The organism is Caldifermentibacillus hisashii, assembly GCF_039654145.1.
Lineage (GTDB): Bacteria > Bacillota > Bacilli > Bacillales > Caldibacillaceae > Caldifermentibacillus > Caldifermentibacillus hisashii.
Window position 1 is genome coordinate 1401838 of the sequence record NZ_CP155467.1, and the last position, 13229, is coordinate 1415066.

Annotated in this window: 11 protein-coding genes and 1 pseudogene; 10 read left to right on the forward strand and 2 right to left on the reverse strand. The window is 35.8% G+C overall.

The genetic code is table 11. From position 1 onward, the window contains the following. Positions 1-251 precede the first annotated feature (251 nt). The 8 genes and pseudogenes from NSQ14_RS06625 (at position 252) to NSQ14_RS06655 (ending at position 7292) form a co-directional block, all read left to right on the forward strand. The gene (locus tag NSQ14_RS06625) at positions 252-506 is read left to right on the forward strand and encodes a hypothetical protein (RefSeq protein WP_034769325.1); all 255 of its coding nucleotides are present in this window, start codon (positions 252-254) and stop codon (positions 504-506) included. A gap of 255 nt (positions 507-761) precedes the next feature. After that, complete coding sequence (locus tag NSQ14_RS06630; protein WP_034769327.1) at positions 762-1205, forward strand: GNAT family N-acetyltransferase; 444 nt, start codon at positions 762-764, stop codon at positions 1203-1205. A 36-nt stretch (positions 1206-1241) separates the two neighbouring features. Then, positions 1242-2021, forward strand: coding sequence for a DUF2268 domain-containing protein (locus NSQ14_RS06635; RefSeq protein ID WP_034769328.1), 780 nt, complete (start codon positions 1242-1244; stop codon positions 2019-2021). Between the two features lie 539 nt (positions 2022-2560). Continuing rightward, positions 2561-2773, forward strand: a pseudogene (locus tag NSQ14_RS18885) (alpha-amylase family glycosyl hydrolase); the annotation flags it as partial. Between the two features lie 75 nt (positions 2774-2848). Continuing rightward, positions 2849-3064 carry an alpha-glucosidase C-terminal domain-containing protein gene (locus NSQ14_RS18890; protein ID WP_419468899.1) on the forward strand — a complete coding sequence of 72 codons (216 nt, stop codon included), beginning with the start codon at positions 2849-2851 and terminating at the stop codon, positions 3062-3064. A 291-nt stretch (positions 3065-3355) separates the two neighbouring features. Continuing rightward, complete coding sequence (locus tag NSQ14_RS06645; RefSeq protein WP_034769336.1) at positions 3356-4105, forward strand: Cof-type HAD-IIB family hydrolase; 750 nt, start codon at positions 3356-3358, stop codon at positions 4103-4105. Positions 4106-4381: 276 nt separating this feature from the next. Continuing rightward, positions 4382-4633, forward strand: coding sequence for a hypothetical protein (locus NSQ14_RS06650; protein ID WP_041846524.1), 252 nt, complete (start codon positions 4382-4384; stop codon positions 4631-4633). A gap of 319 nt (positions 4634-4952) precedes the next feature. Continuing rightward, positions 4953-7292, forward strand: a complete 2340-nt coding sequence (locus NSQ14_RS06655) for a UvrD-helicase domain-containing protein (RefSeq protein WP_346217011.1) — start codon at positions 4953-4955, stop codon at positions 7290-7292. Between the two features lie 160 nt (positions 7293-7452). On the opposite strand, the gene NSQ14_RS06660 is transcribed toward NSQ14_RS06655, so the two are convergent. Further along, positions 7453-8475, reverse strand: a complete 1023-nt coding sequence (locus NSQ14_RS06660) for a diguanylate cyclase (protein ID WP_346217012.1) — start codon at positions 8473-8475, stop codon at positions 7453-7455. A gap of 313 nt (positions 8476-8788) precedes the next feature. Between NSQ14_RS06660 and NSQ14_RS06665 the strand changes: the two genes are divergently transcribed. Then, positions 8789-9364 carry a TetR/AcrR family transcriptional regulator gene (locus tag NSQ14_RS06665; RefSeq protein WP_176458924.1) on the forward strand — a complete coding sequence of 192 codons (576 nt, stop codon included), beginning with the start codon at positions 8789-8791 and terminating at the stop codon, positions 9362-9364. Between the two features lie 119 nt (positions 9365-9483). Continuing rightward, a complete protein-coding gene (locus NSQ14_RS06670) occupies positions 9484-11811 on the forward strand; it encodes a YhgE/Pip domain-containing protein (protein WP_346217013.1) in 2328 nt (775 codons plus the stop codon). A gap of 325 nt (positions 11812-12136) precedes the next feature. On the opposite strand, the gene NSQ14_RS06675 is transcribed toward NSQ14_RS06670, so the two are convergent. Continuing rightward, positions 12137-12940, reverse strand: a complete 804-nt coding sequence (locus tag NSQ14_RS06675; protein ID WP_346217014.1) for an ABC transporter ATP-binding protein — start codon at positions 12938-12940, stop codon at positions 12137-12139. Between the last annotated feature and the right edge of the window lie 289 nt (positions 12941-13229).

Genomic DNA, 13229 nt, shown 5'->3' on the forward strand with positions numbered 1-13229 from the left:
GGAATTAAAAAGGCTGTCTCCACTAAGAGGGACAGTCTTTTTTTCAGTATAAAAAATCTTGAACAATTTTTTTGTTAGCTTCGAAAGCGGAGTTCGCGCATTTCAAGGAATCCTACATCAAAGTTTCCTTGATGGTTGAAGGCTTCCGTATCGTATTTTAAAATCCACACATATCCTAATATAATTGTCCATTTCCGTATTTAAGAAATCCCATATGATAATGTAGCTTGAAAAATAATGGAGGTGTGAATGTGTCAGCTCACATTTATCATTTATGCAATCGATATCGGGGAAAAGCGGTTCATATTAAAACACGTGATGGGAGTGTGCACAGAGGAATTATAGTAGATGTTAACCCGCGAAAAGTATATATTCGACCTCTTGGCGGACCAAGAAATTTCGGCGGCTTTGGTTACGGATATTATGGTTGGGGCTATGGCTTTACCTATGGACTTGCACTGGGAGCTATTGTATCGTTAGCAATCCTTCCGTTTTTCTTTTGGTAACAATGAAGAAAAATTCATTTTTGTTAAAACCTCGATAAACAGTCGAGGTTTTTTATACTTAATGAAAAAATTTAAGCACAGTTGCGAACTCGATGTAGTATAAGCTCAACTATTGCACTGCTCTACCTTAATCGTCGAGTCTTCTTTAAATATGATTCACCGGAGAAAAACTTTTCTTTTGCTTTCAGAAATATTGGATTTATTTTGATGGCAATCATAGGATATTCTAAACGTTAAAAAAGGGGTGTAGATGATTTGCCTATCCAAAAAGCAACGATTCAGCAGACGAAAGAAATATTGAAATGTGCTTTGGACGTGATGGATGAAGCGACAGTTGGCAATGTTGTTCCAAGTTGGCAGAAAGCGAAAGAATTAATTTGGCCATTTTTAAATAATGGCGGGTTCTATCTCGTTTATATGGAAAATAATACGATTCAAGGTTGGATTGGAATTGGTACAAATTATGATTTTTACACGGACCAGGTAATAGGTATTATACCAGAATTATATGTTTTACCTCCTTTCCGTAAAAAAGGCATTGCCAAACAATTATGTGAAGAAGCATGCCGGCAGTTGAATAAAATGGGCTATGACAGAATTCAATTGAATGTATTCGAAGGCAATCATGCAAAACAATTATACCGAAAACTCGGATTTCGTGACATTTATACAACGATGGAGTTAAAAGGGAAAATTTGATGTTCATTACATTTGGCTGATATGAGGAGGTCTCATATGACTGTTATTCCTACTGATCAATGGTTGTTAAACGGATATGAACAGCCATTAACACTTTGTGAAAAATTAAAATCACATTTTGGAGGGGCAGCATCTGAAGAAATATACGAATATTTAACATGGCACGGCATGTATAGAAAACCTTCAACAAATATAAAAAAAGCAATAAATAAATGGCAAAAGCATAATATTTGGAAGCTGGTACAGACGGAAGCGACAAAACTGCAAAAGTTGTGGAACGGTCCGGATATCCCCATTTTTATTTTTCCATCAGAAATGAGTAATCCGAAGATCATGCGTGATCAAAATGGAAAATCAGGATTAGCTTTTAAAGATAAATTATTTCTTTTTTTGTCCGACCAAAATAGCGATAATGAAATCAGAGCATTGTTGGTCCATGAATATAACCATGTCTGCCGGCTGGCAAAGAATGGTAAGCAGGAAGAAAATTATGTATTGTTGGATTCCATTATTTTGGAAGGTCTTGCGGAAAATGCAGTAAGAGAACTGGTTGGTGAAGAATATCTTGCTAAATGGACATCCTATTATACAGAAGGACAGTTGAATCAAATGTGGAAAAAAATCATTTATCCAAACAGAAATATCCCAAAAAGCCATCCAAAACATCAAGAATTTCTTTACGGTTTCCGTTTGCTCCCGAAAATGCTCGGTTATTGTGTTGGATACTATTTAGTAAAAAATTATTTGGAGGAGCATGAGCGAACGTCTAGCGATTTATTCCCACTTGATTCGGCAACCATTGCAAATGTAAAATAAATTTATCCTTTCATACGGAGGAGTGGTTCACTTAAGAGGTACAAAAGAGTAAATAACACGAAAAATTGCAGTACTTATGAAAGTATGATTTTTAAGCAAAAACACTTTCGATTACAATTTAGGGCTTGGAAAAATTTTATTCCTAGCCTCTATTTTTTTATAGATTTTTCTTCTATCAAAGTACTAGTTTGGTTAAAGGTATCACAAGTAGAATTAATTGCCGGCAAATGTAAAAATTTTAAAAGGTTTTTTTCGTTATGGTACAATAATTTATATGATACATAAAAAATTCGGTGGTTAGGTGAGAACAGATCAAGTAGAGCTTAAAAATTTCTTACTAAGTCGAATTTGTATTTTTGCTGGAAATTTATACATTAACCAGGACAGAGATAATTATGTAGTATTCACCAATGATAACGGAATCGCGAACTACACTAAGTATAAACTCCATAAAGAATACTATGAACATAGGAGCATATAAAAATGATTCTAATGATAATAACAGTGATTATTTCTGTAGCATGCGGAACCTTTGAGTACATCAACGCAATCTCAAAATCATTATGGATATAGTACTAAACCATACGTCAACAGAGCATGAGTGGTTCAAAAAATCCGCCTCATCTCGAAACAATCCATATCGTGATTATTATATTTGGAAAGTTCCGGTGGACGGAAAAGAACCGAATAATTGGCAGTCAAAATTTGGTGGCTCGGCATGGCAATTTGATGAAAAAACCGGTCAATATTATTTTAGTGAAATTAATGCGGAAAAATCGATACAGGACCCGGACTCGATTTTTTATCATTATCAAAAATTAATTCGGTTGCGGAAGACTTATGATATTATTAGTAATGGAGATTATCGGTTATTAATTGAGGATGACCCAAATGTTTTTGCTTACATGCAAAATTGGAAAAATGAACATTTGTTGGTTATTAGTAATTTTTATGGAAATATGGTCGATGTGTCACTTCCGGTTGAAGTTGTGAAAAATCCAACTATTATCATATCCAATTACAGAGACTCTCAAACTACTTAGGGCGAGCTTCGATTAAGACCTTATGAATCCATCGTTTATTACTGGAAATCGTGATAAAGTAGTAATGATCAATCTATTTTGATATAAGCTTTCAGAACTAATCAGGATTCATTCGTTTTAATTTGTTTGCGATGTTCAAAATGTCGAGTTTTTTTAAATGTTGTATAAAATTTTCCGTAAAAACCTTTTGGTGGGAATTATTCAGTTGGGGATGTCTGATAAAAGGTCTATTATTAATTCAAATACCGTGTACAGTTTATTCATGTTAGAATGAAAGAGAGAGAAAGGATGATGGCAGTGAAACGGGAAATCCGACTAATCGCTTTAGATATGGATGGAACATTGTTAAATCATAATCAAGAAATAACGGAGGAAAATAAAAAGGCAATTAAAAGAGCAAAAGAATCTGATATTCAAATTGTTATTAGTACCGGGAGACCTTTTCAGCAAATTGAAAGATATATGGATGAACTGAATTTAAGTTCATTTTCTGTTACAATCAATGGAAGTGAAATTTGGGAGGGTCGCGGGAAGCTGATTGAGCAGCATTTATTTAGGAAAGAACAAATTGAACGGTTATGGAAATTGGCAAACATACATAATTTAACTTACTGGGCAATTACGGAAGGGGAAATATTTCATAACAATATTCCCCATCATGTGGATCTCAGTAAATATAAGTGGTTAAAATTCGGCTTTGACATTCATGATACAAACTTAAGAAATATGATTATAGAAGAATTAAGGAAGGATGATTTGGAAGTTACCAATTCCAGTCCGACTAACTTGGAAATCAACCCTCTTGGTATTAATAAAGGGGCAGCTTTGGAAAAAGTGTGTGATAGGCTAGGGTTTACGATGGATCATGTGATGGCTGTTGGTGACAGCTTGAATGATATTTCTATGATTAAGAAAGCAGGTTTTGGGGTTGCCATGGGTAATGCACAAGATACCGTGAAAAACGCAGCCGATTGGACCACAGCAACAAATGAAGAAAACGGTGTTGCAAAAGCGATTTATGAGGTATTGGGAAGCTGTTAATTCAATATGGAAGTAGATTTTTAAAACCCACAGATTTTTGTGGGTTTATTTGCATTTAATGATCTCAGGTTAATTGACTCCGGAAATGAAGAGGAAAAAAGGAGGGGGATCTCGACTTTCTCATTGAATGAAGTTCCACTTTTGAAAAAGGATAATGGCCGCCACCATTTGTAAGTCTCCTTAATATACTAGTAAAAAAAGAAGCTAATTTATTGACGTTCTACCAAACCTTTTTCCACACTTTTTTGAAACCATTATTAATGGAGGGAAGTTTATATGTTTACCTACTATGATGTGGTCATTATTCCCTTAATTTTAGGAGTCGTAGAAGTGTTTAAACGATTAGGAATGCCATCTAAGTTTTCACCACTCGTTTCCCTTGTTCTTGGGATTTTATTTGGTATTTTTTATTTGTCGGCTCCATTGAAAGAAGGGATTCTTGTTGGCATCATGCTTGGGTTATCTGCAAGCGGGTTATACAGTGGGACAAAAAATTTAAGGGAAAAAAAAGAGGAGAACGATTGTTAATATTTCCATTGACGCACTCGTCGACCTGTAGACAATTAAGAATGTCAGGAGAAAATCAACAGTAGACGGACATTATTCAACAGTAGGGATACACAATTCACCAGTGTCTCCTTATAATTCAACAGAAAACAAGAAAATTCAACTGTCGGAACCCGAGATTCACCAGTCCCCCTAATATTCAGCAATAAAACCAAAAAATTAGCAGGAAATATAGTGTACCTAGATTCAAGTTTACAAAAACAGTTTTTGGATGTTAACCAGACAATTAAATGGTATTATGTAAAAGAACATATTGATTTATATTGGAAAGGTGTCTTTCATGGAGGAACGGAAAACGGAATTCACAAAAAAATATGAGGGTAACAACAGTCAAGGAAGCAAATCAAACCAAGAATCGACGTTCTACCCGTTTCCTGCGGGAGCGACAAAAAGAAAGATTCACAAAACAAACTTGGCTGATACAAAAACAACCATTGATTTAGTAAAAAATAGTGAAAAAGATGCATATTATTTTCGGGCACTTGAAAAAAGAGGGATAAAGTTAAATCAATCACAACTTGAGGCTGTTCGGCATTTCACCGGTCCCGCACTTGTCTTAGCCGGTGCCGGTAGCGGAAAAACACGGGTATTAACATCACGTGTAGGATATTTAATCGCTTATCATCAAGTCGCTCCAAGCCAAATTCTGTTACTCACATTTACTAAAAAAGCAGCCGACGAAATGAAGGAAAGACTTTCCACATTACCGGGACTTTCCTGGCAGATGGTGAGACATATTTTAACGGGAACCTACCATTCAATATTTTTACAAATATTACGCGGACAGGGGGATCGCCGGCAAATCCTCAGCAATGAAAAACATAAACATACGATACTAAAAATAATCATGAAGGAAATGAACCTTTCAGATGCATATGAACCGGAAACACTAACAGTCCTTTTATCTCACTATAAAAATAAAATGTTGCAAGTTAGTGACCTGCCTGAAAAGTCACCAGTCGACAAAGAAATAAAATCGATTTTGCAAACTTACGAACAAAGGAAACGAGAAAACAATTATATGGATTTTGACGACATCCTCCTTGACGCCTACCATTTGTTGAAGAATCATCCGGGTCTATTAAATACACTTCAAGGTCGCTTTCAATTTATTTTATGTGATGAATGGCAAGATACGAATCCGATTCAGTATGAACTGATAAAAATGTTAGCAGCGCCCCAAAATAATCTTTTTGTGGTGGGAGACGATGACCAGACGATCTTTGAATTTAATGGGGCAGATTCATCTATCATTTTAAATTTCAGTAAAAACTTTCAAGAAACGAAAACATATTATTTAAATGTTAATTACCGGTCCACAACAAGCATCGTTGGATTAGCAAATACGATTATTTCATTTAATAAAAATCGTTATGAAAAAAAGTTGGACGCAACAATAGAAAGTGAATTAGATCCATCTTTTATTCGTCCAAGTACAGCGGATGAGGAAGCAACGATAATCATTGAAAATATTTTATCAGCAGTTCATCGAGGGCAGAGGAATTTTAAAGATTTTGCGATACTATATCGAAATAACAGTAACAACCGGGCGATTTTTGATGAACTTGTTTTACGTGGCATCCCTTTCGTCACTTTCGGGTCTTCATATACGTTTTATGAACACGGCCTCATTAAACCGGTCCTTGATCATTTGCGGCTGGCTATTGATGGGCGTAATTTGGACGCAGTTAAAGGAATTTTACCGACGCTGTATCTTAATCGCGAAAAGACTGGATTATTTATAGAGGAAAGAGATTTTTTTCATCCGGCAAAAAATTTATTAATCCATGCATTAGAAATCCCGCATCTCAAAGAGTTTCAAAAGAAACAAATCAGGCAGCGGATTCAGTTAATCGAAAAAATAAACCAGAAAAAACCAATGAAAGCCGTTAGGGCAATCAGGCAAGTTTACGACAAATATATGGAAACGGATGAACGAAAACATGTGACTACCCATAAAGAGATCATGCGTGAGATGCTTGCTGAACTCGAATCATCTGCTCGACGTTTTGAAACGGTTTCGGAGTTTTTATGTTTTGTCGATATTATTATTGAACGTAATAAGGAGATGGAAAAATTAAGAAAAGATCCGGAAGCAAATGTCGTGAAATTGATGACGATTCATAAAGCAAAAGGTTTGGAATTTCCGGTTGTTTATTTGCTTGGAGCCTCAGACACGATTTTACCTCATAAATCAGCTATTGAAGCAAATGTGAGAGAAGATATGATTTTTAATGAGAGGAAGAAAAGTGATCCGGCTATTGAAGAAGAACGAAGACTTGTTTATGTGGCAGTTACCAGGGCAAAAGAAGAATTATATATTAGTTCACCGGCTGAGTATCGGGGAGAAAAATTGAAAGTTTCCCGATTCCTTTTAGAAGCATTCACCGACCCGGAAGCCGAACGGGATCAATCGGTTTGGGGACAAACACGATCAAACTCAAAACAACAAAAAGGAGAAAAACGGCTGGTAGAATCTATCTTAGTCTGGGACTGTATAAACCCTAAATGCAATGCCTGGATGCGGATTGATTCTTATGAAGATTCCCTTTTGGAGGAAAAGTCATGTCCACTCTGTAACGAAAAAATGGAGCAAAGTATTAAGGATATATATTGCTAATTTTACAAGAATGTTGTCTTTATTTGTCTTTGCAACCATGAATTCAAGGTATACTTTTTTCTGTGATATTAATATATTGCCTCCCTAAAAAGCGGCACTACTGCTTTTAGGGAGGCTATAACCGTTTCTGTGTCAGGATGTATCCGATTTCAATTTCGATTTATGCATAACTGATTTGATTCCGCCCATTATTTTTTGAACGATACAAACACTTATCCGCTTTTCCGGTCGAATGTGTCAGGTCATTAATGTTCTCGATTGGGCAAACACCAAAAGACAAGGTGAGATTAATCTTTTCTTTTGTGTCTTCCAGATAAAAAGGTGTCTCCCTAACCTTATCTTGAAAAGCGGTTACGACTGATTGAATATCTTTGTCTTCTTCCATCTCAATAAAAAATATAAACTCCTCACCGCCATATCTGCCAATAAGAATATTTACTCCGGTCATTTGGGCTGCCATGTTTTTGAATACATCTGCCAACTGTGTCAGGATGGCATCTCCACTCAAATGACCATATGTGTCATTGATATGTTTGAAATGATCGATATCAGCCATGACAATATAATTTTGTTTTGCTGGGGAGAAATGATTTTTAACATACGTCATAAATGTTCGTAAATTGTATAAACCTGTCAACGGGTCATGTTCTGCATAATATTGCAGTTGCTCTCTCCATTCATTTTCTTTTATCGACTGACGAATAAAAAATGATAACGTGTATCCCGTTAGTATAAAAGAACCATAACGGATAAATATAATCTCTTTAAATATTTCCCAGCCATTTGGCACAATAAAAATAATAGGGACATCACAGAAAAGCCAACAAAGGGTGATTAATGAAAAAACGAAGAACGAGTTTAGCTGATAATGTTTCCCGATTTTCCGGAACAGTAATGCCAAAAGAACCGGAAAGACCATTCCGAAAATGACACCCGGAACACTACCAATTCCCCCCATCCCTAAACGCCAGAGAGATGTAATCAGTAAAGCCGATAATCCATATTTCCATCCCCAACGAACAACCAAAAATACTAATGGGATAAAACGCAGGTCAAACTGAAAACCATCAAACCGAATGGGCAAATAAAAAATGGCGATGACAGAGAAAGAAACGAGACCTACGACAATTATCGGCAAAAGCCAATCAGGTACCCGTCTTTTTTCCCTTACAACATAATCCATACATAAATGCAGCACAAAGATAATTGCCATATTGGAAAGTGTTGACTGTATGATTTTCATCACCTTTTCTATAAAAGATTTAAAAAATAAATAATCGATAAAAGTTCTATTTTAATAATTATTATAGTATATTCATGAATATTCGACAACGAAACAAATACAATTTTCTTCTAAATTCGACAATTTTCTTACATTTACCAACCAGTTAAAAAATAAAAATTTTTGTCTTGACTTTTATGAAAAAGAGGGTTAAATTATATTTTGTACTAAATGACTGAATCGTTCATTTGGTCAATCAGGGTGGTGATTGTTGGTGAAAGTGGATCGAAAAAAGCAGATTGTTGATGCAGCGGGGAAATCATTCGCACTGTTCGGTTATAAAGCAACTTCGATGGAACAAATTGCGAAACTGGCAAATGTCGGGAAAGGTACCATTTATACATTTTTTAATAATAAAGAGGATTTGCTCCATTATATTATGGAAGACTTAATTAATGAAATGCGGGTAGCTGCGGAAGAAACATTTGAAGCAGGTCTGTCCTTTCATGAAAATGTTCATCGTGCCATCTATAAAATGTTGGAATACCGTCTCAAGCATCAATTGGCAATAAAATTATTTGAAGAAGCCAAATTTGGCACACCTGAAGTTGTTGAAGCGTTGAACAATTTTGAAGAGGCGATCATTAATTACATTACCAATATTTTAAAACAAGCGATAGAAGCTGGAGACATTCGCCCATGCAATCCAAGAATAACCGCATTTGTTATTCTAAAAGTTTACGTTGCATTGATTTTTGATTGGGAAAAAAATAATCCTTCCTTGTCAAAAGAAGAACTTGCTGAACTTCTGGATCTTTACATTTTCCAAGGCATATCTGCCAATCATTAAAAGGTAGATTCATGTATGGGAGAAATTTAGGATTGTCATAATCATGATGATCCTATCATTTATTCATAACTTGACCAAATGACTGTTTCGGTCAATTAGTAGTAGAGGAGGTAATTTCCTTGAATGGCATAAAATTATTTGGAAAAGAAATCCAACAAATACTCAAGGATAAAAAAGTTTTGATTCCAATCATTGCAATTCTTTTCGTACCGCTTATTTACGGCGGGATGTTTATTTGGTCTTTTAAAGATCCTTATGCACAAATGAGTGAGCTTCCTGTCGCAGTTGTTAATTTGGATAAAGGCGCCACAATGGATGGAAAAGAAATGCATATTGGTAAAAACCTGGTAGATAACTTAAAAGATAATGATTCCTTTGATTTCCAAATTGTTTCAAAGAAGAAAGCAATGGATGGTCTTGATGATCTGACTTATTATATGATCATCGAAATTCCTGAAGATTTCTCGGAAAATGCAACAACTTTATTGGATGATTCTCCAAAAAAACTTCAGCTGAAATTTATGCCAAATGACAGCTATAATTTTCTTGCCAGCCAAATTGGTGAAACGGCTGTAATAAAAATTCGTGATTCAGTTTCCGCTGAAGTTTCAAAAACATATGCTGAAACAATGTTTGATACCGCAATGAAAATGGCGGATGGTTTCCAATCTGCCAGTGACGGGACAGGGAAACTGAATGAAGGTGCTAATGATTTAAATGAAGGAGCAAAGACGCTAAAGGATAATTTGCAAACTTTAGCAGAAAAATCAGTTGAATTTACGGAAGGCATTCAAACTGCTGGAAATGGAACAAAAAATTTAACTAATGGTGCAGGAAAACTTTCAGGTGGAATTGGTCAATTGAATGATGCCGGGAGTCAACTGTTATCTGCATCAAAAGATTTAAAAGCAGGGACAGATGCATTATACGATGGAATTAATTCAGCAAGTACAGGAATTTCAACAATCAATGGAAAATTACCTGAATTGATTGAAGGAACCGACAAAGTCAAGAATGGGATTACAAGTGTTCAGGCACAACTACCGAATCAATTGGCAAGTGGCTTGAGCAGTCAATTGCCGGCTCTTGTCAAACAATCGAGTATCGCTTCCGCAGATGAGATGGCAAATCAATTGGCAGACTTTATCATTCAATATCAACAACAACAATTGGCCGCACTGCAACCATTGATTCAACAACTCCCGCCCGAACAAAGAGAACAGTTGGCTGGATCCGTTGATCGAACAGCATTAGTGAACCAACTGAAGCAACAAATTATTGCCGGAATTAACAATAACAGTAGTTCAACAAATACGAATGAACTTACCGGGCAATTGGCTGCTCAAATTAAGGCGTCAACAGATCCGGTATTTAATCAGCTAACTGCCGGTCTTCAACAAGTACAGGAAGGTCAAAAAGCATTACAAACCGGTATTAGCCAGCTGGATCAAGGTTCTCAGCAGCTAAAACAAGGTGCTTTGCAATTAAGCAATGGTCAAAATCAATATTTATCAAGTTTTGGTTTATTTACGCAAAAATTAGGTGAGGCCAAAGCAGGTGCTGATCAATTAGCTTCAGGTGCCAATCAATTGAATGCCGGCATGGGTCAATTAGTTGATGGCTCCGGTCAATTAAGTTCTGGTGCAGGTCAATTGGCAGAAGGTTCCGTTCAACTTGCTGACGGTACAAATCAATTGCAAGCCGGTACCGATGAGTTGAATAAAAAATTAAGTGAAGCTGCTGATGAAGCAAGTTCACTGCATGCCAATGATAAAACGTATGATATGATGGCAAGCCCTGCAGAAGTTGACTCGGCGCATATCAATAAAGTACCGAATTACGGTACTGGTTTTGCACCATATTTTATATCATTAGGTTTATTTGTCGGTGCATTATTGTTAACCATTATTTTTCCATTGGTTGACTCGGCAGGAATTCCAAAAAATGGTTGGAGTTGGTTTGTAAGTAAATTGGCAGTAATGGTAACGATAGGAGTCATTCAATCGTTATTCATTGCAACGCTCGTTTTGTATGTCTTGGATATTGATGTACAAAATGTTCCGCTATTTTACTTATTTACGATTTTTACCAGTTTAACGTTTATAACACTAATTCAATTCTTAGTTACTTTGGGAGGCAATCCGGGACGTTTCATTGCAATTTTGATTTTGATTTTACAGTTAACATCAAGTGCAGGTACATTCCCGTTAGAAGTAATACCGAAAGCTGTCCAATTCTTTAATCCGCTTTTACCGATGACTTACAGTGTGAAAGGATTTAAAGCAGTCATTTCAAGCGGAGATTACAGCTTTATGTGGCAAAATGCCGGAATTTTAGCGGTATTTATTATTGGCTCGATGTTGATTTCACTCGGCTATTTCATCTGGAAATTTAATCAAAAATACAAAAACAATGAAGCCGAGCATCATCACAGCTTAGCAGTTTAATAGAAAATAAAGGTCTTTCCTTAAGAGAACTATATTTGTTCTTAAAGAGGAAAGGCCTTTTTTGATACAAGACCGTTAAAGCTAATGGAGAAACACTGATATTCAGCTCTATAAAAAATGATATATCAATTGAAGCGAGTACTAATTGTTTAAACACTCCTCGACAGAGAAACTAAAATAAGTCCAATCGGCTTTATTACACAAAATGAAGATGAAACAAACCCAAACCGTCCAAAAGACACTCCCCGACGCCCTTTATTGAAATCTACCGTTTTATCGTTTTTCATCTATATTTTATACTTTCGCTATACTGAAAAAAGCTGTATTAGACCAGCCTTTCAATCGAGATATTTTCGGTTCGTATTAATGCAATCCATGTACGACCGTCATGTATTTGGATTGAAACCGGTTGTTGAAAGAATGTGGACAAATTTGTTTCCGTCAAAATTTCATCTGTTTGACCGGAAGCGATAACTTCTCCACTTCGTAACAAAAGAGTATGCGTAAATACGGGCAAAATTTCTTCTACATGATGCGTAACATAAATGAGCGTCGGTCCCCCAGGTTCATTTGCTATTTTTTCAATAAATCTTAGAAATTGTTCCCTTGCTTTTATATCTAAAGCGGTACAAGGTTCATCCAAAATTAATAGCTCAGGGGATGCCATCAATGCCCGTGCAATTAGAACCCTTTGCTGTTCACCTTGAGATAATGACTCATAGTTCTGATTCATAAATGTTTCACAAGCTAATAATTTCATTAAATCATGGGCTTTTTCTATATCGCTTTTCTGTACCGTGTCATACAACCCAATCGATCCGAATTTCCCGCTTAATACAATGGATAATACCGAATCACTTGGCCGAAATCGCTGTTGAATGGAAGAACTAACCCAGCCAATTTTCTTCCGTAATTCCGGGATATTTGTTTGCCCAAAAGTTTGATCCAGTACACGGACACGCCCCTCTGTTGGCCAAAGGTATCCGTTAATAATTTTTAATAAAGTTGTTTTTCCCGAACCGTTTAAACCTAAGATACTCCAATGTTCCCCTCGAGTAACTGCCCAAGAAACATTTTTTAAAATTGTTTTTCCTTCTCTTTTAAGCGAAATGTTTTCCAGTGAAATCAATCGTAGTTCCCCCTGACATTTTTTGAAAATGGAAAATAGCAGAACTTATTTGTTTTGAATGTAAATAATTATAACAGAAAAATCGGGCGATAAGGCAATGGGAGATCCTTCGTTTTTGATTTTTTCACATACTGACCTCTAAGTTTTGGAATCACAACTAAAACATAGTTGGAAAGATTAAATGACTATTTTTCTATGTATCTTAAAATTTGGGAAGTCAACCATAATAACAAGTAATTTGACTTTCCAAAAATGGCAAGAAATACTACAATAGGAATAGTTGGACGAT

What these genes read in the sequence shown, in the direction of transcription:
- NSQ14_RS06650 (WP_041846524.1), top strand. Translation starts at nt 4,382, where the DNA reads ATGTTTACCTACTATGATGTGGTCATTATTCCCTTAATTTTAGGAGTC.
- NSQ14_RS06645 (WP_034769336.1), top strand. Translation starts at nt 3,356, where the DNA reads ATGGCAGTGAAACGGGAAATCCGACTAATCGCTTTAGATATGGATGGA.
- NSQ14_RS06635 (WP_034769328.1), top strand. Translation starts at nt 1,242, where the DNA reads ATGACTGTTATTCCTACTGATCAATGGTTGTTAAACGGATATGAACAG.
- NSQ14_RS06660 (WP_346217012.1), bottom strand. Translation starts at nt 8,475, where the DNA reads ATGGATTATGTTGTAAGGGAAAAAAGACGGGTACCTGATTGGCTTTTG.
- NSQ14_RS06655 (WP_346217011.1), top strand. Translation starts at nt 4,953, where the DNA reads ATGGAGGAACGGAAAACGGAATTCACAAAAAAATATGAGGGTAACAAC.